The 21,283-nt window shown below is 52.2% G+C and carries 18 protein-coding genes; 12 read left to right on the top strand and 6 right to left on the bottom strand.

What is annotated here, in order from left to right; genetic code table 11:
• The first annotated feature begins 165 nt into the window (after window positions 1–165).
• From ACXYMU_RS17350 to ACXYMU_RS17340, 3 genes are all read left to right on the top strand, one after another.
• Window positions 166–573, top strand: coding sequence for a 6-pyruvoyl trahydropterin synthase family protein (locus tag ACXYMU_RS17350; RefSeq protein WP_458987688.1), 408 nt, complete (start codon window positions 166–168; stop codon window positions 571–573).
• Window positions 566–1,240, top strand: a complete 675-nt coding sequence (folE, locus tag ACXYMU_RS17345) for a GTP cyclohydrolase I FolE (RefSeq protein WP_458987687.1) — start codon at window positions 566–568, stop codon at window positions 1,238–1,240. Before ACXYMU_RS17350 ends, folE begins: the two co-directional genes overlap by 8 nt.
• 126 nt (window positions 1,241–1,366) lie before the next feature.
• Window positions 1,367–2,284, top strand: coding sequence for a TIGR01777 family oxidoreductase (locus ACXYMU_RS17340; protein WP_458987686.1), 918 nt, complete (start codon window positions 1,367–1,369; stop codon window positions 2,282–2,284).
• A gap of 230 nt (window positions 2,285–2,514) precedes the next feature.
• On the opposite strand, the gene ACXYMU_RS17335 is transcribed toward ACXYMU_RS17340, so the two are convergent.
• The 5 genes from ACXYMU_RS17335 to ACXYMU_RS17315 all read right to left on the bottom strand — a co-directional run bounded on the left by ACXYMU_RS17335 (window position 2,515) and on the right by ACXYMU_RS17315 (window position 11,370).
• Window positions 2,515–3,951 (bottom strand): TolC family protein, encoded by a 1,437-nt coding sequence (locus ACXYMU_RS17335; protein WP_458987685.1) that lies wholly within the window; start codon window positions 3,949–3,951, stop codon window positions 2,515–2,517.
• Complete coding sequence (locus ACXYMU_RS17330) at window positions 3,944–7,147, bottom strand: efflux RND transporter permease subunit (protein ID WP_458987684.1); 3,204 nt, start codon at window positions 7,145–7,147, stop codon at window positions 3,944–3,946. Before ACXYMU_RS17330 ends, ACXYMU_RS17335 begins: the two co-directional genes overlap by 8 nt.
• 25 nt (window positions 7,148–7,172) lie before the next feature.
• Window positions 7,173–8,261, bottom strand: coding sequence for an efflux RND transporter periplasmic adaptor subunit (locus ACXYMU_RS17325; RefSeq protein ID WP_458987683.1), 1,089 nt, complete (start codon window positions 8,259–8,261; stop codon window positions 7,173–7,175).
• A 177-nt stretch (window positions 8,262–8,438) separates the two neighbouring features.
• The gene (locus tag ACXYMU_RS17320) at window positions 8,439–8,858 is read right to left on the bottom strand and encodes a hypothetical protein (protein ID WP_458987682.1); all 420 of its coding nucleotides are present in this window, start codon (window positions 8,856–8,858) and stop codon (window positions 8,439–8,441) included.
• A gap of 184 nt (window positions 8,859–9,042) precedes the next feature.
• Window positions 9,043–11,370, bottom strand: a complete 2,328-nt coding sequence (locus tag ACXYMU_RS17315; RefSeq protein ID WP_458987681.1) for a penicillin-binding protein 1A — start codon at window positions 11,368–11,370, stop codon at window positions 9,043–9,045.
• Between the two features lie 194 nt (window positions 11,371–11,564).
• Between ACXYMU_RS17315 and ACXYMU_RS17310 the strand changes: the two genes are divergently transcribed.
• The 4 genes from ACXYMU_RS17310 (at window position 11,565) to ACXYMU_RS17295 (ending at window position 14,390) form a co-directional block, all read left to right on the top strand.
• Complete coding sequence (locus ACXYMU_RS17310; RefSeq protein ID WP_458987680.1) at window positions 11,565–12,071, top strand: hypothetical protein; 507 nt, start codon at window positions 11,565–11,567, stop codon at window positions 12,069–12,071.
• A gap of 49 nt (window positions 12,072–12,120) precedes the next feature.
• Entirely contained in the window at window positions 12,121–12,906 is a 786-nt protein-coding gene (locus tag ACXYMU_RS17305; protein WP_458987679.1) for a class I SAM-dependent methyltransferase, read from the top strand.
• A gap of 78 nt (window positions 12,907–12,984) precedes the next feature.
• The gene (locus ACXYMU_RS17300) at window positions 12,985–13,860 is read left to right on the top strand and encodes a UbiA family prenyltransferase (RefSeq protein WP_458987678.1); all 876 of its coding nucleotides are present in this window, start codon (window positions 12,985–12,987) and stop codon (window positions 13,858–13,860) included.
• Window positions 13,861–13,916: 56 nt separating this feature from the next.
• Window positions 13,917–14,390: a hypothetical protein gene (locus ACXYMU_RS17295; RefSeq protein ID WP_458987677.1), complete on the top strand. Its 474-nt coding sequence runs from the start codon at window positions 13,917–13,919 to the stop codon at window positions 14,388–14,390.
• A 318-nt stretch (window positions 14,391–14,708) separates the two neighbouring features.
• Here ACXYMU_RS17295 and rho read toward each other — a convergent pair whose 3' ends face one another.
• Window positions 14,709–16,448 (bottom strand): transcription termination factor Rho, encoded by a 1,740-nt coding sequence (gene rho, locus ACXYMU_RS17290; protein WP_458987676.1) that lies wholly within the window; start codon window positions 16,446–16,448, stop codon window positions 14,709–14,711.
• A gap of 289 nt (window positions 16,449–16,737) precedes the next feature.
• Between rho and serS the strand changes: the two genes are divergently transcribed.
• The 5 genes from serS (at window position 16,738) to ACXYMU_RS17265 (ending at window position 21,045) form a co-directional block, all read left to right on the top strand.
• Window positions 16,738–18,012, top strand: a complete 1,275-nt coding sequence (serS, locus tag ACXYMU_RS17285; RefSeq protein WP_458987675.1) for a serine--tRNA ligase — start codon at window positions 16,738–16,740, stop codon at window positions 18,010–18,012.
• A gap of 477 nt (window positions 18,013–18,489) precedes the next feature.
• Window positions 18,490–19,020, top strand: a complete 531-nt coding sequence (locus ACXYMU_RS17280; protein WP_458987674.1) for a DUF421 domain-containing protein — start codon at window positions 18,490–18,492, stop codon at window positions 19,018–19,020.
• Window positions 19,021–19,179: 159 nt separating this feature from the next.
• Window positions 19,180–19,731, top strand: coding sequence for a GNAT family N-acetyltransferase (locus ACXYMU_RS17275; RefSeq protein ID WP_458987673.1), 552 nt, complete (start codon window positions 19,180–19,182; stop codon window positions 19,729–19,731).
• Window positions 19,728–20,585 carry a CPBP family intramembrane glutamic endopeptidase gene (locus tag ACXYMU_RS17270; protein ID WP_458987672.1) on the top strand — a complete coding sequence of 286 codons (858 nt, stop codon included), beginning with the start codon at window positions 19,728–19,730 and terminating at the stop codon, window positions 20,583–20,585. Before ACXYMU_RS17275 ends, ACXYMU_RS17270 begins: the two co-directional genes overlap by 4 nt.
• Before the next feature lie 10 nt (window positions 20,586–20,595).
• Window positions 20,596–21,045 carry an SRPBCC family protein gene (locus ACXYMU_RS17265; RefSeq protein ID WP_458987671.1) on the top strand — a complete coding sequence of 150 codons (450 nt, stop codon included), beginning with the start codon at window positions 20,596–20,598 and terminating at the stop codon, window positions 21,043–21,045.
• Window positions 21,046–21,283 lie beyond the last annotated feature (238 nt).

The raw sequence follows: 21,283 nt of genomic DNA, 5'->3' as shown, positions 1-21,283 counted from the left end.
GTGACCCATTTATGGCAAAGAGCCTGCCTATAAGAAATTTATTTCACATTGATTTGGTTTGGGAATAGACACAGGTGCGCTAACTTTACACGCTTATAGCTTTCGCAGCCTCTAAAAGATCGGCTGGTTCCTAACATTACAGGCACTGGCACTGTTTTACATCCTATGAAAGTAAACATCTGCCGAAAGGAGCATTTTAACGCAGCGCACAGGCTGCACAACCCTGCCTGGACCGCCGAAAAGAACAGCGCAGTATTTGGCTTGTGCAACAACCCTAATTTCCATGGGCACAACTACGCGCTCTATGTGAAGCTGAACGGAACCGTGGACCCCGAAACAGGCTATGTGTATGACCTGAAGAAGTTGAGCGACCTGATTAAAGAGGAAATACTCAACAAGTTCGACCACAAAAACCTGAACTTGGACACGGAGGAGTTTAAAAGCCTCAACCCGACAGCTGAGAACATCGCGGTGGTGATCTGGAACAGGCTTCGGGACAAAATCAGCCCGGAGTACGAATTAGCCGTAACACTTTATGAAACAGAAAGAAACTTTGTGGAATACTATGGATAACCACAAGCTAGATATAAACCGAGACGACGAGGCAATGGATGACCATGTAATGAGTTCGTTAGAGACGCCCCTCCGCCCGGATGCCTTTGACCTGACCGACGACGAGAAAATTGCCATCATCAAGGGGCATTTTCATGAAATCATGCACACGCTGGGCCTCGACCTGACAGACGACAGCCTGAAAGGCACCCCGCTGCGTGTGGCGAAGATGTATGTGAAGGAGATTTTTAACGGCCTGCACCCGGACAACAAACCCGTGGCACGCCGTTTTGAGAACAAGTACCGGTATAACAAAATGCTGGTGGAGCGGGATATCACGGTTTACTCTTCCTGCGAACACCATTTCGTGCCGATTATTGGGAAGGCCCACGTGGCCTACATCCCGAACGAGCACGTGATTGGCCTCTCTAAGCTCAACCGGATTGTGCATTATTTCGCCCGCCGCCCACAGGTGCAGGAGCGCATGACAATGCAGATCGCGAACGAACTGAAACAGGCATTACAGACTGATAATGTGGCCGTCATGATCGAAGCGGACCACTTGTGCGTGATGAGCCGGGGCGTGAACGATGTGAGCAGCAGCACTATCACAGCCGAATATTCCGGCCTGTTTGAGCAAGAGCAGTACCGCAGCGAATTTTTAGGCCACATCCGCAGCAGCAAGTAGCCAACGCCCCTTTTTTATACCTGCCCGAAAACCAGCTTTTTTTATTCCTAAATTATATTTGTAAACTTAAATATACCTGAGTTCCGTATAGGGAAGTTCTATCGCGAATGATTTACAAGAACAACTATGTCTGGTAAAATATTGATTACTGGTGGATCAGGACTTATTGGGATGAGGCTCTCTGAGATGCTCATCGACCAAGGGTATGAAGTAGCCCATCTGAGCCGGAATCCGGATAAAGTCTCGACTTATAAAACCTTTAAATGGGATGTGAAGGATGGGTACATAGATGATAACGCCATTACTTACGCCGACTATATCGTGAACCTGGCGGGCGCAAGCCTGGCGGAGGAAAAGTGGACAGAGGAGCGAAAAAAGGAAATCATCAACAGCCGCGTAAAAAGCACGAATCTCCTTTACAAGTATTTACAAAACGCCGAGCACCATGTAAAAGGCTTCATCTCGGCTTCTGCGATCGGCATCTACGGCGACTCCGGAGACATACTGATGTCGGAGGAGAGTACCATCTCACACGATTTCCTGGCTGAGGTATGCAGCGCCTGGGAGAATGCCGCCTGGCAAATGCATGCCCTTGAACTCCGCACCGTTATTATACGCCTGGGCATTGTGCTCAGCACCAAAGGCGGCGCTTTGCCCCAGATGGTAAAGCCGGTGAAGATGATGGCAGGTGCCCCGCTGGGCTCCGGCAACCAGTATATGTCGTGGGTGCATGTGGATGACGCCTGCCGCCTGTTTATACGGGCTATAGAAGATCGACAGTACCAGGGCATATACAACGCTGTAGCCCCCCACCCGGTCACCAACCGCGAGTTCATGAAGGAATTGGCCGAGGCCGTGAAGCGCCCCTTGGTGTTACCCAAAGTGCCGGCTTTTGCCATTAACCTGATGATGGGTGAGATGAGCGAGGTGGTGCTAGCCAGCCAGCGGGTAAGCGCCAACAAGGTGCTGCAAACCGGTTTTACTTACGAGTACAACCATTTGGAGGAAGCATTGGAATCTTTTTACAAGGAGGAGAAGGATTGAGGAAACAACTACATTCATATAGTACTCATACTGGGATTAGCTGCGCATGGCGCGGCTGGCAAGAATAGGATTTGGCTATCCGGCACGTAGTGCTTCGTTAGGCAATCACAAAAAAGGTCTGGGCTATAGCACCCAGACCTTTCTTAATTTAATGCTGATGCGGCTACAAATTTGTTCTTGCAGCCAGTTGAACGTTATGCATCGCCTGTTAAACTTGTGCCACGACAGGCTTAATTCCAACCGCCGCCCAACGCCTGATAAATATGAACCTTGGCATTCATTTGCTGCATCTTGGTTTCAATCAGTTCAAATTTAGACTCCAGGGCATCGCGCTGTGTCATCAGCACTTCCATATAATCGGCCCGGGCATACCGGAACAGTTCATTGGAGATGGCAACAGACTGGGTGAGCGCTTGTACCTGCCGGTTTTTCAAATCGTAGCTCTTCTCTAAGTTGTTGAGCCTTGCCAGTTGGTTGACAACCTCAATGTAAGCATTCAAAACAGCACGCTCGTAATTGTAAATTGCTTGTATCTGCTTGGCATTGGCACTGTAATACGTCGCTTTAAGGGCATTTCTGTTGATCAACGGGCCTGCTAACTCGGCTGCCATTCCATACAGGATAGATTTGGGAGATTGAACCAAGAGTGCTGGATCAAAGGCCTGAAAGCCTATACCTGCCGATATACCCAAAGAGGGATAAAAGTTTGCCTTGGCGACCTGCACATCCAGCTTCGCCGCCACGAGGTCCAGCTCGGCCTGCTTTATATCCGGGCGGTTCTCCAGTAGTTGAGCAGTGATACCGGCATGTATGGCCCCCGGCACCAGATCGTTAAACCCCTTCGCATCCCTTGCTATAGCCTGCGGATACCTGCCTACCAGAAAGTTGATTCGGTTCTCTGTCTCGGTGATGCGCTGCTGAATCTCGAACTGCAGGCTTTTGGTGCTTAGCACCTGTGCCTCAAACCTGCGCACAGCCAGCTCCGTTACCCTTGTTGCCTCTTTCTGGAGCTTTATGATTTCCAGGGCATTGGTCTGCAGGCCGATGTTCTGCTTCACGATCTCCAACTGATTGTCCAGCGCCAGCAACTCATAGTAAGCGTCAGCGACTTCGGCCACCAGGTTCGTCAGCATAAAATTCTTGCCCTCCACCGAAGAAAGGTACCGCATGACCGCCGCCTTGTTGGCGTTGCGCAGCTTATGCCATATATCCACCTCCCAGTTCGCGTAGGCACCCACCATAAAATCCGGTAGTGGCTCCGGCATTTCCATTTCTGGCTTGATGTCGGTGGTCGCTTCCATGGCCCCGATATTGGTGTACCGCGCCACCTTATCCACACCCGCCGCGCCGCGCAGCCCAACGGAGGGTAAGTACTCGCCTTTTCGGGCCCTGACTTCGTTGCTGGCAACCTGAATCTCCTGCAGCGTAATGTTCAGTTCCTGGTTATGCTGCAGGGCTGTGTCAATCAGGGCAGTCAGGTAGGGGTCGTTGAAGTAGGTTTTCCACTTTATTTCTGCGGTATTGGCCGTATCCTGCGGCGCATCGTTGAAACGCGCAGGCACTGCCCTGTTCACCGACCTCTCAACGACGGTTGGAGTTTTGCATGCCGAAAACGTGCACGACATGAAAGCCACTCCCAAGCTTGCGGCTATTACTCTCTTAAGCATTGTATTCAATTTCCTCCGTTAAAAGCTTTTCATGTTTCTCATGCACAAAATCCTCCGTCAAAGGGTTTTCATCCTCCCCTTTGATCAGTTGCCTGCCATCCGCCAGATGGGCAAAGATGTAGTACAAGCCGGGTATGATGACCACACCGAAGATGGTTCCGAATAACATACCCCCGAGGGCAGACGCTCCGATCGTGCGGTTCCCAATGGCACCGGCACCCGTGGCGATAATCAGCGGGATCAGGCCGGCGATGAAAGCAAAGGAAGTCATCAGGATTGGCCGGAAACGCACCCTGGCACCTTCTATGGCAGCCTCTAGAATCGTGGCTCCCTCCTGCCGCTTCTGCACGGCAAACTCCACGATCAGCACCGCGTTCTTACCCAACAGGCCCACCAGCATGATCAGGCCGATCTGGGCATAGATGTTATTCTCCAGCCCCATCAGCTTCAGCAGCATGAACGAGCCAAACACCCCGACCGGTAAGGAGAACACCACCGCCAGAGGTATGATAAAGCTCTCGTACTGCGCCGCCAGCACCAGATACACAAAAAGCACCACAATGATGAACACATAGAGCGACTCATTCCCCCTGGACGATTCGTCATAAGAAAGGCCCTCCCAGGCGATGTCATACCCTCTCGGCAAGGTTTCGCTGGCAACTTCCTGCACTGCCTGAATGGCATCCGCCGTGGTATACCCCTTCGCTGGCTGCCCCTGAATGGCTGCCGAGTTATACATGTTGAAACGGGTCACCTCGTTAGGTCCCTGCGTTTTCTTCAGCTTCATGAAGGCCGAGTAGGGCACCATTTCCCCCTGGTCGTTCTTCACGAAAAGCTTCAGCACGTCCGACGGGAGCCTCCTGAACTGGGGGTCGGACTGCACATACACCTTAAAGAACTGCCCGAACTTAATGAAGCCCTGCTCATAGGTGCTACCGATCAGGATGTTGAGGTTCTCCATGGCAGCCCCGATGGACACACCCTTTTGCATGGCTAGCTCATTGTCTATCTCCAGCTCGTACTGCGGGTAATTGGCTGCGAAAAAGGTGAACAGGCCCGATAGCTCTTTCCGCTTGCCCAGATTATCCATGAACTCCTGGTTTATCCTGTCAAACTCGTGGTAGTCGGTATCGGTGGTTTTGTCCAGCAGGCGCATCGAGAAACCGCCCGAGGCGCCGAAGCCCGGTATGGCCGGAGGTTCGAAGAACTCGATCACCGCGCCCAGGCCCTGCGACTTCTCCTCCAGCTCTTCCATCACCTCCCGCACAGTATGGTCCCGGTCGGCCCAGGGTTTCAGGTTGATCAGGCAGGTACCGGCGTTAGAGCCGCGGCCCTCGGTCATGATCTCATACCCCGCCAACGAAGACACAGATTCTACTCCCTCGACTTCTTCACAGATCTTCTGCAGCTTTTGAGACACCTGGTTGGTTTTCTCCAATGTGGAGCCCGGCGGCGTCTGGATAATAGCGTAGATGGTCCCCTGGTCCTCGTTCGGGATGAAACCTGCCGGCAGTACCTGGTTTTCGTAGAAAATGCCCGCCCCGAAGGCCAGCAATATCCCGAAGGTGAGCCACCGCCTGCTCACGATCAGTTTCAGTAAGCCCACATATTTCCCGGTCAGCTTGTCAAACCCGCTGTTAAAGCTATCCAGCGACTTGGTAAGGAGGTTCTTTTTCTTCTGCTTTCCATGGTTGTTCTTCAGCATCATGGCACAGAGCACCGGCGTAAGCGTGAGGGCGATGATAGCCGAAATAACAATGGAACTGGCCATGGTGATGGAGAACTGGCGGTAAAACGTACCCACCGGGCCCGACATAAAAGAGATAGGCAGGAAGACCGCCACCATCACCGCCGTGATGGCGATGATGGCCCCGCTGATCTCGCCAAGCACTTTTTTAACGGCTAGGTAAGGTGATAAATGCGGCTCCTCCTCCATTTTGGCATGCACGGCCTCCACCACCACAATCGCATCGTCCACCACAATACCGATTGCCAGTACCAGCGCGAAAAGCGTCACTAAGTTGATGGAAAGCCCAAAGAACTGGATCACGAAAAACGCCCCGATCAGGGATACCGGCACCGCGAGGATGGGTATGAGCGTGGAGCGCCAATCGCCCAGAAAGATGAAGACCACGATGGCAACAAGTATAAACGCGTCCCGCAGGGTATGGATCACCTGTTCAATAGAGGCATCCAGGAACTGCGACACGTCATAGCTGATCTTGTAGTCCATGCCCGGAGGGAAGGTGGCTTTCATCTCCTCCAGTTGGGCCTTCACCTCCTCAATCACGTCGCTGGCATTGCTGCCATAGTTCTGCTTCAGTACAATAGCCGCTGACGGATGGCCATCCAGGTTCGAGTAAATGTCAAAGAACTCGCTGCCCAGCTCTACCGTGGCGATGTCGCCCAGGTGAATGCTCTCGCCTTTGGCGTTTGCCCGAACGATAATGCCCTCGTACTCTTCGGGCTTGTTATACCTGCCTTTGTAGGTCAGTACATATTCCAGTGACTGCGCGGCTATACCTGAGCTTTGGCCAATCCTCCCCGGTCGGCCGATGATGCTTTGCTCCCCTAACGCCTTCATCACTTCCTCTACAGAAATGCTATAGGCGCGCATGCGGTCCGGGTTCAGCCACACGCGCATGGCATACCTGCGGCTACCCAATATCTGTGCCCTGGCCACCCCTTTGGTGCGCTGTATCTCCGGAATCATCTTCACGGTGGCGTAGTTGAACAGGAATTTCTCGTCCATGCTCTTTTCCGTGGAATAGAGGTTGACATACATCAACATACTTGGCTGGATGGGCGTGATCACCACGCCCTCGCGTTGCACCAGCTCGGGCAGGAGCGGCATCACCTGGTCCACCCTGGTTTTCACCCGGATCACCGCATCGTTGGGGTCAGTGCCTGGCTCAAAGATCACCCGAAGGGTAGCCTCGCCGGCGCTGGTTGCGTCGGTGGCGATGTAACGCATGTCCTGCACACCGTTGATGGCGTTTTCCAGTGTAATCAGCGTGGAGTTAACCAGTACATCGGCACTGGCACCAGGGTAAGCGATAAAGATGTTGACGGCGGTAGGCGCAATTTCCGGGAACTGGGAAATCGGCAGCTTCTTGATGGCCAGCGTACCCATAAACACAATCATGACCGATATTACAATCGCGAATACAGGCCTTTGTATGAACTTGCTAAACATGGTTTCTATATTTTAGGATACCTGATTACTCCGCATACAAATCCAAATGCGCCAGGACAGACTCAGGCTCCATGAACTTGTATTGGATTTTTTCCTTCTCACGCACCAGGCGCAAGCCCTCCAGCAGGAACTTGTCGCTGGAGGTCAGGCCATCTTTCACCACGTAAATATGTGGCAGCTCGGCAGCAATGGTGATTTCCCTGGATCGTATCACATTGCTTTCGTCCACTACAAAGACATACTTCTTGTCCATCACCTCAAAAGTGGCCTTCTGCGGGATGATGAGGGCATCGGTCAGTGGCACGCTCATGCGGATACTGCCTGTTTCACCGTGTCTTAAAAGCCCGTCGGGGTTAGGGAACACTGCTCTGAAGGGGATGTTGCCGGTCTCGTTGTTGAAGTCGGCCTCAATGGTTTCCACCACGCCCGGATAGGCGAACAGCTTGTTGTTGGCCATCAGCAGGTTCACTTTCACATTGCTGTCCTGCTTGGCCTGGCTTTCATAATCCAGATACTCCGCTTCCGGCACGTTGTAGTATACCCACATCTTGCTGTTGTCCGATAGGTTCGTCAGCAGGTCACCTTCCTCTACCAGGCTCCCCTGCCGCACCAGAAAGCGGTCGACGATGCCATCGAAGGGTGCTCTGATCTCTGTGAATTGCAAGTGAACCCGCGCCAAGGACAGCTCCGCCTTTGCCTTGTCGAGCTTGGCTTTGGCCATCGCCTGCTCCGTCGGGGCCACAATGTTGCTTTCCGCCAACCGCTTGGTGTTCCTGTATTCTATTTCTGCAAAATTTACCTCTGCCTGCGCCTTCTGCATTTCCGCCTCGTATAGGTTAGGCATAATCTTGAACAGTAGCTGCCCTTTCTTCACGAACTGGCCTTCGTCTACAAAGATTTTCTGCAAATAGCCCCTCTCCAGGGCCCTGATCTCTATATGCTGGATGGAGCTGAGCTGGCTCACGTAATCCTCGGTAATGGTGGTATCCATTTTCACCGGACTCGTGACCATGAACTTAGTCTCTGCTTCCTTTTTTTCTTCTCCTTTGGATTGTGTACAGCTTGAGTGGCCCAATAGGGCGCACAAACCCAAGAGCATGAAAACTCTCTTCATGATAAATTGCCTTTAAATTGATAGGATGGTTTGTTGATGAATTGCTAAAAGCGGCGTGCGCAGGGCCATACAAACACGCAACCGCCATAGCAGCATGCTGCCGGGCGCTGGGTTGGTATTGGAAACGGCACAATGGAATGGCAGGCCATTGGGAAAAGGCCTGCGCAGGAGGTTATACTATACCTGAAATACGCGGAGTATAATATGCGACCTGTAAGATGAAAGGAAAGGTATGTGCTGCCTGCTGTACCCTACGTACTTTGTAAGAAAGCGGAACAGATACCCGAATGTAAAGGCATGAACAAGAGCGGCAAGGAACTGGCTGCTCTCAGATAATTTCTTGAAGAGGGAAAAGTATTCTTTGTCCTCCTCCACCTCCAAAGCATCGGTATTGAAGCTTTCCTCAGCGGAAGTGGACTGGATAACAGGGTTTTGGGCTTTTGAAGGGGCCACATGGCTTATCAACTCCGCTGCTGCAACGCTTTTCACGAAAGCGGCACCCGTAAAATCCTGACAGGCCTGGGCATACAGATGACTGGATACGCCTAGCAGGAGAATACAAAGAGTGAGAAGATATTTTATAATAACCTTTGCCATTGAGGGGCTAAACCTACGCTAAGATAAATTCAGATGCAAGCAACGCAGCAGTAAATAGTTGTTATAACTTCTTATAATGATATATGCCCCTTCATATACTATTACTCAGTGAGCCGTTGCGTACACCAAAACGCGCTAATCCTTTGCCAAAAGAAAGGAGGACTCATCAGTTACTACCCAGCACCTACAGGACATTGCCGATGTTCAGCAGTTCCAGTACAGAGTCAATCTCTGTGGAGTCTGGCACAACCGGCCTTGGCAGCACGGTGGTGCAGTTATACTTCTTGGTGATCTTGACGGTGGGCTCCGGGAACCGGCCCATGGTATACCCCAGGTCCTTGTCTTTGTAAATGCGCTCCATGTACAGGCCAAACACAGGCAAAGCCGTTTTAGAGCCCTCCCCCAGTTGCGAGGTGCGGAAATGGATGCTGCGGTCCTCGCCGCCAACCCATACCCCTGTCACCAGATCCTTTGTCACGCCCATAAACCAACCGTCCGAGTGGTTAGAGGTAGTGCCGGTTTTGCCGCCAATCTCATTCCCCTTCCAGAGGTCATACTCCCAGAGGGCCTGCGACGTGCCGCCCGGCTCTTCCATACCCCCTTTCAGCATGTGCATCATCAGGAAAGCGGTCTCTTCGCTCAACACTTTCTTCTGCTTCGGCACAAACTGGTGGATGAGGTTGCCGTTGCGGTCCTCGATGCGGGTAATGAACATGGGGTCGGTGTGGAAGCCCTGGTTCGGGAACGTGCTGTAGGCGCCCACCATCTCGTAGATCGACACATCGCTCGGCCCCAGGCCAATGGAAGGCACGGCCTGCAGCGGGCTCGTGATGCCCAGGCGGTGCGCGTACTTCACCACGGTTTCCCAGCCTATCTTCTCCGTCAGCTGTGCCGTGACGGAGTTGACAGACTTGCCCATCGCGCGTCGCAGCGTCATAGGTGCACCCGTGTACTGCCAGTCCGCGTTGGTGGGCGACCAGCTCTTCTTCTCGCCTTTTTCTATGTAGTTGATCGTGATGCGCTTGTCCACGATCTTGTCGCAAGGGGCGTAGCCGTTGTCGATGGCGGCCACATACACGAAGGGCTTGAAGGTAGAACCCGGCTGGCGGCGCGCCTGCTTCACGTGGTCGTACTTAAAGTACTTAAAGTTGATACCGCCCACCCAGGCCTTGATATGGCCCGAGAAAGGATCCATGGTTACCATCCCGCCATGCAGGAAGTGCTTGTAGTAGGCCAGCGAGTCCAGCGGGCTCATGGTCACCTTCTTCTCCAGCGAGTCGTTGTCCCAGGTGAAGACCATCATCTCGCGCGGGGTGTTCAGCTCTTTGTTGATGGCCGCTGTGTCGTTGCCATATTTCTGCTTCAGGCGCTGGTAATAAGCGGTGCGCTTGATGGTCTGCTCGATAAAGCCCGGTATTTCCTTGTCCTTCTCATCCACCCAGGGGTTCTTGCCTTTCCAGTGGTTGTCGAATCGGCGCTGCAGGGCACGCATGTGCTCTTCCATAGCCTCCTCGGCATGCGCCTGCATCCGGGAGTCGATGGTGGTGTATACCTTCAGGCCGTCGCGGTACAGGTCGTAGCCATGCTGCTTGGTCCACTCCTGCAGATATTCAGCCACCGCGCCCCGGAAGTAAGTAGCCGGCCCGTCGTAGTGGTTCTCCACGCTGTAATCGAGCGTAAGGGGCAGTTGGCTCAGGGAGTCGGCCTGGGCCTGCGAGATGTAATTGTATTTGGCGAGCTGCGCTAACACCGTATTGCGGCGGCGGGTGGCATTCTCGGGGTTAAAGCGAGGACTATAGTAAGTAGGGGCTTTCAGCAAACCCACCAACACGGCTGCCTCCTCTGTTTTGAGGCTATCCGGAGTAGTGTTGAAAAACGTTTTAGAGGCCACTTTTATACCAAAGGAGTTGGAGCCGAAGTCCACCGTGTTGAGGTACATGGCCAGAATCTCCTCTTTGGTATAGCGCTGCTCCAGCTTGATGGCCGTCAGCCACTCTTTTGTTTTAGAGATAACCAGGTTAGCCAAGGGTATATGGCCCAACACGCCTTTAGAGTCGTCGGTACGGGTCTTATAGAGGTTTTTGGCGAGCTGCTGCGTCAGGGTGCTGGCTCCGCGCGCGTCGCCGTGCAGGCTGCCGTATACCGCCGAGGCAATGGCAGCGGGGTCGATGCCGGAGTGCTCATAAAAGCGCACATCCTCCGTCGCGATCAGTGCTTTGATCAGCATCGGCGAAAGGCTGTCGTACCCAATCGGGCTGCGGTTTTCCCTGAAGTACTTGCCGATCAGCTTCCCGTCGGCCGTATACAGCTCCGAGGCCAGGTCAGAGCGCGGGTTCTCCAGCTTGTCCAGGCTTGGCGAGGAGCCAAACAGGTAAAAAAGGTTGTTATCTACGCTCAGCAAATAACCCAGCACAAAGGCACACCCCAAAAAAAGAATCTTCCAGAAAACCTGGATGGTGTTTTTATAAACCGATTTCTTTGGCTTCTCTACTATTTCTTGCTCTTGCAGCATGCTTTCTTACCTAGAGGAATTCCCCTTAAAAAATATCGTCTTAGCACTTGCCAAAACGGTTGCAAATATACCTTTTGTACACAACTTCTAAGATTTATAGGTTCAAAACTTCACAAACTTCCTAAAAAACGCTGCCTCTTTTTGAAGCGCTGCCTATCTTTACAGTCGCTTGCACCCCTCTTAACCGCACACCCATGCAACACACTCCTGATCAGCTATTTACACGCACCAATGGCTTACCGCTTACCAAAACAACCCGAAACGGACTGGTACAGTACTTTCACTTTGGCAGCACGCACTACACCACACCGCAAGGGTTAGTTCTGGATATCGGCGAAATGACCTTGGCGGTTAATTGCCCCTGGCAGTTACAATTGGCTGACGGGAGCCGCATCCAGGACAGCGATGTATACATCCGGAAGCGTGAAGCCGGGCTCCCAAACCCGGTCTGGGATTGGAAAACACCCGGCTCCAGCTTCCGCGACCAGCGCCTGACCGAACTGACCAAGCGCCTACCGGCACTGGTGGTGGAGCGCATGGAGTGGAAAGCGCATCACGGTTTTACACTGCACTTCACAGACCGCAGCACGCTGACCGTCTCCCCGGATCCGACGCATGCCCTTGAAGAGTACTGGCAGTTGTTCAGTAACACTGGCGATGGCCTGAAGCTAGGCGCAGGCAAAAACGGCTTAGTGCAGTAGCAGGCAACCTTTCGGGCGGGGGCAGAGTACGGCTTATAAAACAGAGCCCTTGAATTTCCGCCTCCAGCTTTTTGAGTTAGAAGACCAGCCTTGGTTTCCGCACGTCATCCGGCAGGGCATGCTCGATTTCCTTCGTTTCATGATCTCAAAGCTGCATGCTTATGAGGCAGCCTTGCCCCTGTTGCAGGAGCTGCTGGAGCGCACGCAGCAGCGGCATATCACTGACCTTTGCTCGGGGGCTGGTGGTGGCATCGAAGTCGTGCAACGGCAACTGAGCCAGCGCATGGGCACGCCCATCCAGGTGACTCTTACTGATCTATACCCTAACCTAGCCGCTTATGCCTACTTGGCACAAACTTCTGGCGGCACACTGGATTATATCGCAGCGCCCGTTGATGCCACAGCAGTACCCGAGCAAATAACCGGTGTTCGCACCATCTTCTCTTCTTTCCACCATTTCCCGCCTGCGGTGGCAAAGGCTGTGCTGCAACAGGCAGCCAGCCAGAAAGCGGCCATTGGGGTATTTGAGGGAGCGAGTAAAAGCTGGCTGGAGTTGCTCCTGCTCTGGGCGGTGTTCCCCTTCCTGATTCTGTTGGTAACCCCCTTCATCCGCCCTTTTCGCTTTAGCCGGATAGCTTACACCTATCTTCTACCGCTTATTCCGTTGGGGATCATTTGGGATGGCACTGTTTCGCTGCTTCGGATTTATACCCCGCACATGCTACAGGGTATGGTTCAATCCTTGGATACTCCCGGCTATACCTGGCGTACCGGGAAGGCAGGGGCACGCCTGGGCAAACACGTCATCTACATCATTGGCTATCCGAAGCGGTGATGTTGTGGAAGCGAATTATTCGTGGGAGAAGCAGTATATTGCCTTGACCTGCGTGACCAATCAACCGACCAATCCTTTATGAAAAGCTACCGAGACGCCCTGACGCTGATGCGGATTCCCTTCTCTGTTTACCTGATGCCTATCTTCTGGTTTGCGTTGAGCACGGGGGCGGGGTATCCGGTATGGCGGGCAGTGGCGGTGTTTGTTATCCTGCACCTGCTCGTGTACCCGGCCAGCAACGGCTACAACTCATACTACGACCGCGACGAGGGCAGCATCGGGGGCCTCAAGCATCCTCCCAAAGTCTCGCGACAGCTCATCCACCTGGTGTGGCTTTTTGATGTGCTGGCGGTGGGGCTAAGTTTACTGCTGTCTTTTTTCTTTGGAGTATTGGTCGCGGTTTACCTGCTGGTTTCAAAAGCATATAGTTATGAGGGCATCCGGCTAAAGAAATACCCGCTCCTAAGCACGGCTGTTGTTACCTTCTTTCAGGGCGCTTTCACTTTTCTGACGGTGCTGATTGGTGTCGGGATGCCGCTTTTAGCCATCCTGCAACCGCCCATTATCTGGTTTGCCTTGGTTAGCACCCTGTTTCTCTGCGGCTCATACCCCCTCACCCAAATTTACCAGCACACCGAAGACAGCCAGCGCGGCGATAAAACCCTTAGTTTACTACTCGGCGTTCGGGGCACCTACCTTTTTGCAGGCATCAGCCTGCTACTAGGCACTGCGCTGCTGCTTTACCTTTACTATAGCACCGCGCAAGTGCAGAACATCGTCATTTTCCTGGCCTGCACTGCCCCTGTCCTTTATTTCTTCACAGCCTGGGTACTCAAGGCGCAGCGCCACGCAAGCGAAGTAAATTATGACAATACCATGCTGATGAACAAAATTTCCTCTATCTGCATTAGTGCCGCATTTATTATGATGATAGCGGCACGCGCCTGGTTTTAACCTGCCCTAAACATCCGGTGCTGCCTGCGTATACAAGGTAAACAAACGCTACCTGTATGAAATTACTCTACGCATTGTTGGGTGGCCTCGCCGCCACCGCCGCCATGACGGCATTCCTCTACCTGCTCTCATTTGCCACCCACCGGGTTATGAAGGTCATTAAAATACTGGGCACCATGCTGCTGTCGCGCACGCACCCCGATGGGAGCTTATCGGATGCGGTGAGCACCAAAGCCGTGGGTACGGTGGCGCATTATGCGGTGGGAGTGTTCTTCGCGCTGTTTTACCTGGCCCTGTGGGATGCCGGTGTTGGTTTGCTCTCCGCTTCGTGGGGTTTGCTCTTAGGGCTGGCACATGGCCTTGTCGCTATGGTAGTGTGGTATTTTTACTTTATGATCCACCCAAAGCCTCCTTTACTAGCCCTTAAAACCTACCTGCTCACGCTTATTTTCGCGCACATGGTTTTTGGTTTTGTAATGACCTACACGGTATACCTACTCATGCAACCGGGCTATAGGTTCTGGCAATAGGCTGATCTGAACGTGACAAAGTGGATACGTTGTCGCAAAAGACGCATAGCTACACTCCCTCCCTTTTTTCAAGGAGGGGGGTGGTTACTTTCGCTTGCAAGAGCCTATTGTTAAAATAACATGATAAAAAGTGCTAGGTCAAACCACCCCTGCCCCTCCTTTCCAAGGAGGGGAGTTTTAACGATGGAGGTTATAGCGTTTAAGGATTCACGTGGCTTGCATTGTAAATCCTGATTCATACTTATCCTAAACGCAACAGCCCGCTTACCTTTCGGCAAGCGGGCTGTGCTTTTTATGATTATAGCGCTAAACTTGCGCTTAGCCGTTCATCGAAATCAGGAACTCTTCGTTGCTCTTGGTTCCGGTCATCTTGTCTTTCAGGAACTCCATTGCTTCGATTGAGTTCATATCGGACATAAACTTGCGCAGGATCCAGATACGGTTCAATTCGTCGCGGTCCATCAGCAAGTCCTCGCGGCGTGTACCAGAAGCAGGCACATCGATCGCAGGGTAGGTTCTTCTGTTGGCCAACTTGCGGTCCAGCTGAAGTTCCATGTTACCGGTTCCTTTGAATTCTTCAAAAATCACCTCATCCATCTTCGAGCCAGTGTCGATCAGGGCTGTGGCGATAATAGTAAGCGAGCCGCCGTTCTCTACGTTACGGGCAGCCCCGAAGAAACGCTTCGGCTTGTGCAGCGCATTCGCATCCACACCACCCGACAGAATCTTGCCAGATGACGGAACTACGGTGTTATAGGCACGGGCAAGACGGGTTATAGAGTCCAGCAGGATAACCACATCGTGGCCGCACTCTACCATGCGCTTGGCTTTGTCCAGTACAATGCTCGACACTTTTACATGGCGCTCGGCAGTTTCGTCGAAAGTAGAGGCGATTACCTCCGCTTTTACGCTGCGCGCCATGTCCGTTACTTCTTCCGGACGCTCGTCGATCAACAGAATCATCAGGTATACCTCCGGGTGGTTCTCAGAAATCGCGTTAGCGATCTCTTTCAGCAACACAGTCTTACCTGTTTTTGGCTGCGCCACGATCATGCCACGCTGGCCTTTACCGATCGGCGCGAACAAGTCGAGGATACGGGTGGAAAGCTGGTTTGGTCTAGTGGTCAGTTTCAAACGCTCTTCCGGGAAAAGCGGCGTGAGGTGCTGGAACGGGATACGGTCACGGATCTCTTCGGTGGTGCGGCCGTTCACTGTCTCCACTTTCAGGAGGGCAAAATACTTTTCGCCTTCTTTCGGTGGTCTGATCTGTCCTTTCACGGTATCACCTGTCTTCAGGCCGAAAAGCTTTATCTGTGAAGGAGACACATAAATATCGTCCGGAGAAGCCAGGTAGTTGTAATGGGTAGAACGCAGGAAGCCATATCCATCCTGCATTAACTCCAGCACCCCCTCGTTCAGGATTATACCATCAAACTCTTTAAAGTTAGAGGTATTGGCTTGCTGTTGGGTGTTACGACGCTGGTTATTATCATTTCGGTCGCCGCGGTTGTCATTTCCACGGTTATCGTTCCCGCGATTGTCGTTGCCACGATTGTCATTGCGGTTATCGCGCTCTGCACGTGTGTCACGCGAGTCGTTTCCTCTGTTGTCTGAGTTGTTGCGGTCAGAAGAGCGGGAATCGTCTCTGCTGTCGCGTCTTACGCGCTCACGGCTATTCTGGGTGCCATGGTCTTTGGCGGGGGCAGGGGCCGGAACTGCGGCAGTGTTGCTGTCGGAACGGGCAGGTGCCGGCTCACGCACAGGACGTTTTTCTCGCTTAGCAGGCGCTTGAACGGGCGCCTCTAAGGTAGCCACTTCTTCTGGTTCCGCCACTTCAATTGCACTATCAGATGCTTCAGAAGCGTTTATGGCGGCAGTACTGGCGGCTGATTTGTGTTTTTTTGGCAATTGGTCGGGTGGGGTTACTGCTTGCTGGTCGAGGATTTTGTAGACAAGGTCTTGCTTGCTCAGTTTCTTGAAGTTTTTTACACCTAAGTCCTCAGCAATTTCCTTGAGTTCTGAAAGAAGTCGATCTTTCAATTCATCAATATTGTACATAAATAACGATATGGTAGTTTATTGGCCTGCCAGGTTGCACAGTGAGCAAACGCAGCGAGAGGTTCTGTTAATAAATTAGGAAAAAAAGAATAGGTTGCGATAGAGTTCAGAGAGGGCACAGGGAAGGGCCTTCCTCAATTTGTAACGCAATGTTATTGCAATGCCTTATAATTAACAAATATTACGGAGTATTTTATATGAAAAGTTTCAAATTTCTCCGAAAATATCTCGGAAATGCCTCTAACTCCTTAAAAAAATATATTTTTGCAAGTATACTCACTACCCAACTATGCTACAGTTAACAGTTTTAAGAGAACAGACAGCGCACGTAATTGATGGTCTGAGCAAGAAAAACTACAAAAACGCGGCCGAAGAAGTCGCTGCGCTACTCGAACTCGACCAGCAACGCCGCCAGGTGCAAAGCGAACACGATGAGTTGCAAGGCAAGGCAAATGCTATTTCGAAGGAAATAGGCGTGCTGATGAAAAACGGAGAACGTGAGAAGGCCGAAGCCTCTAAAACGCAGACCTCCGAGCTGAAGCAGAAAACAAAAGTCCTAGCCGAGCAACTGGCCATGGTGGAGGAGCAAATACAGCAGGCCCTTTATAAGCTGCCAAACTTACCGCACGAGAGCGTGCCTATGGGTAGAACAGCGGAAGACAACGAAGTAGTTCTCCAGCAAGGTGAAATTCCGGAATTATTTGCTGGCGCGAAGCCGCATTGGGAACTGATCCAGCAATATGACATCATTGATTTTGAGCTGGGTAACAAGATAACCGGGGCGGGTTTCCCGGTATACAAGGGAAAGGGCGCGCGCCTGCAGCGAGCGCTCATCAACTTTTTCCTCGACGAGGCCATTGCCGCTGGTTACATGGAGGTGCAGCCTCCAATTTTGGTAAACGAGGCTTCGGGCTTTGGTACCGGCCAGCTGCCCGACAAGGAAGGCCAGATGTACCACGCCACCGAAGACAACCTATACCTGATTCCGACGGCAGAGGTGCCGATCACCAACATTTACCGCGACATGATTCTGCCAGCTGCGCAATTGCCGGTGCTGAACACAGGGCATACCCCTTGTTTCCGGCGCGAGGCAGGCTCTTGGGGAGCCGATGTGCGCGGCCTCAACCGCCTGCACCAGTTCGACAAGGTAGAGATCGTGCAGATTACCCTGCCCGAAAAGTCTTACGAAGCACTGGAGCAGATGAGCCTGCACATACAGGGCCTGTTGCAAAAACTGGAGCTGCCTTACCGTGTGCTGCGCCTTTGCGGTGGCGACATGGGCTTTACTTCTGCCCTCACCTACGACATGGAGGTATACTCTACCGCCCAGGGCCGCTGGCTGGAGGTTAGCTCGGCTTCTAACTTCGAGACGTACCAAGCCAACCGCCTGAAGCTGCGCTACAAAACAGAATCTGGCAAGACCCAACTGCTGCATACCCTAAACGGAAGTGCCCTGGCCCTGCCGCGAATTGTGGCCGCTATCCTGGAGAACAACCAGACCCCAGACAGTATCAATATGCCGAAAGTGCTGCACCCTTACCTCGGCTTTGATAAGATAGCGTAGCCGCACCAGTTAAAGATCCATCAAATCAACACATTTTCCAAAGCAGAAGCGCCCTGTTAAATTTAATAGGGCGCTTCTGCTTTCCAGGTATAATCTATCAGAAACACAGGAAGCGGGAACTGTGTGGTTCCTTATTACATGGCTTCGAAACAGGAAACAATACAACCCTATAAGATTTATCTTAGTAACAAACAGAACATATAATTTAAAGAATAATCATAACTTCATTCTTTAAATAAATCAGAGCAATAAGGCAAGGATTTGAGATGACCTCGCGGCTAGCAGATACGATCGGGTGCAAAGAGACGAAATAAATAACTCCGCATAACAGCAGCTCTCCTCAGGCTTAGGTTCAGTGTTACAATCAGTTTCTGTACTTCTATTTAGATGCAAGCTATCTTATTGTATAAGGGTCCGAAATCGCTAATCCTGGATAGCTGCAAGCCGTTACACACAAGCCACAAAAACAATCAAGCTATGAAATGGATATATGATACGGGTGACCCGCTCCTGGAAACTGTGCTTGGCAGCATCATGCTGCTCTTCGTCGTCATTATACTAACCAGAATCATTGGCCTGAGGTCGTTTGCGAAGTTTACAGTGTATGACTTTGCCTTTACAGTTGCTGTTGGTAGTATCATCGCCTCTACCCTCACATCCGGCACTTCTGTTGCGCATGGCTCTGTAGCCATCGCCAGTCTTCTTTCCCTAGCTTTTATTTCTTCACTCTTGCAAAAAAGATTCCACGCGCTAAGCTCTGCCATTTCCAACAAGCCCCTTTTGCTGATGAAGGGAGATCAGATACTAGAGGAAAATTTAAAATACGCACGAATCGAAAGATCACAGCTGATCGCAAAGCTGCGGGAGGCAAACATCCTGCAATTAAGTCAGGTGGAAGCGGTTGTGCTGGAAACCACTGGAGACATATCTGTTCTGCATAAATCAGCGGACGCAGGTGAGCAAACGATTGACAGTATATTATTAGAAGAAGTGCGAGAAACACCATAATCCATCGGCTTAATGCCTGACAATGGCTGAAGGTAATTGTTCCTTCCCGGCTCTACTGAAAGTTTATGCGGAATGTTCAATCAAACAGACTCCTGCATAGGGTTTGCTATTCTTGCAGCTTTTCAAGGCCGAAGCCGTCATCCTCCTCTAATGAGCGCCATGAACAAAAAACTTGCTGTAAGAGAGATTACCTTAAACGACATACCGCTCATCGCGGATTATTGGCTAGCGGCATCACCTGCCTACTTAACCAGTATGGGTGTGGACCTCGGCAAGCTGCCTGCGCGCGAGGCTTTGACCAATATGCTGCGCCAGCAAATAGCCACGCCCCTGGCAGAAAAGGCTTCTTACGCCATGGTTTGGCTGGTAGATGGAAGCCCTGTTGGCCATGCCAATGTCAATCTTATCCAATACGGGCAATCCGCGTACATGCACCTGCACCTCTGGAAAGCTGAACTCCGGCAGCAAGGCATGGGCACAGCACTGGTCCGCAAATCACTTCCCCACTTTTTTGAGAACCTTCAGCTGCAGGAGCTCTACTGCGAACCCTACGCCCTGAATCCCGCCCCTAACAAAACATTAAGCAGAGTCGGCTTTACGTTCGAAAAGCGCTACCGAACCATTCCCGGCTCCCTGAACTTCGAGCAAGAGGTAAACCGGTATAAGCTGACAAGAGAGCGGTTCAAAGAAATCAAACACACTTGCCTATGAAGCAAAAAAGCACTGTACGCTTGCCTGTCTCATTTCTGCGCAAAAGCCCTGTAGCGGCTTTCACCCTGCTTGCCTTTCTTTTTTCGTATGGGGGCTGGTTGGTGTGGCAGGCGCTTCCGTTCACAATCGGGCCAACGTATACGCTGCTGCGCACTTACCTGTCCATTGCTGTTGTGGTGCTGGGGCCGGGTTTTGCCGCCCTACTGGTAAGTAATGCCCAATCCGGTGGTCGTGGCCCCCGTGAACTGTTGCGCCAACTGCGGCCCACGCCCAAAGCGTTGAGGCTCCTGCTCCTCCTTCCTGCCACCACGCTGTTGGTATACCTTGCCACGCTGCACCTGGCTGGCCTCCCCCTTCGGCAGGTGTATAGCATTCTATCCAGCCAGTGGCATTACCTGGCGCTGCACTACCTGTTCCAGATCGGGTTAGTGGGTATAGGCGAGGAACTGGGCTGGCGCGGCTGGCTGCTGCCCACGCTGCTGCAGCGCAGGTCGCGGGCGGGGGCCACCGGCCTTGTCATCCTTATCTGGGCCTTGTGGCACTTCCCGAAGCTTTTGGGCCCGCCCACCCTCACGCTTCCGTTTCTGGTACTGCTTTTTGCGCTTGCCATTATCTATACCCAGTTGTGGCTGTGGGCCGACCGAAACGTGCTGGTGGTAGCCACAGCCCACGGGGCCATCAACGCGCCTGTTTTCTTTTTCGAGAATTTGCCCGCAGCGCACGCTATTGGCACAGATGTGCTAACTTACAGCTGGCAGTTGCTTGCGCTGGTATACCTAGCCATGACTTTGCTGCTGCTGGGCCTTACCCGCCGCCACTGGTGGCGCAGCCCTTCAAGCCTAAACCATACCTGAGACCCCTACCATGGTAGATGTTACCACCCACATTTCCATAGCGCGCCCGCTGCAGCAGGTGCGGGCGTTTGCCGCCAACCCCGACAACGCCCCTATCTGGCACGATAATATCAAGTCGGTGGAGTGGAAAACGCCACAGCCCTTGGCGCTGGGCTCGCAGGTTGCCTTTGTGGCGCACTTTCTGGGCAAACGGCTGGCCTATACCTACCAGGTAACCGAACTCACCGACCATCGCCTTGTCATGCGCACCGCCGAGGGCCCTTTCCCGATGCAGACCACCTATACTTGGCACAAAGTAAATGAGGCCACTACCCGCATGACCCTGCGCAACAACGGCACGCCCACTGGCTTCTCGAAGCTGGTGGCCCCCTTTATGGCTTTTATGATGAAAAAAGCCAATCAAAAAGACCTGAAAAAGTTGAAACAAGTGCTAGAGCAGGCAACAGTCGGAAGCTGGTAACAGAAAATAACATGGCAACATTAGGACAGATAAGAGCTTTAACTGCAAATTTATCAGAATGGATCAGCTCTGCTTTCGGGGTAGGGTAGTCATTATGTTCCATTGTCTTATGTCCACCTAAAAGGATCTTGGTAGCGGAGAGCATAGGCTTAACTTCCCTCCTGCCAAGTTTATTAGCAGAATGGCTGGACTTTTTTAACGGTTAATAGTGGAGCTTGATCGTCCTGCCTGCTCTCGG

The sequence above is a fragment of the Pontibacter sp. CAU 1760 genome (assembly GCF_054482735.1).
Note: the sequence above shows the minus strand (reverse complement) of the source record. Positions and strands in the feature narration are given on the sequence as shown.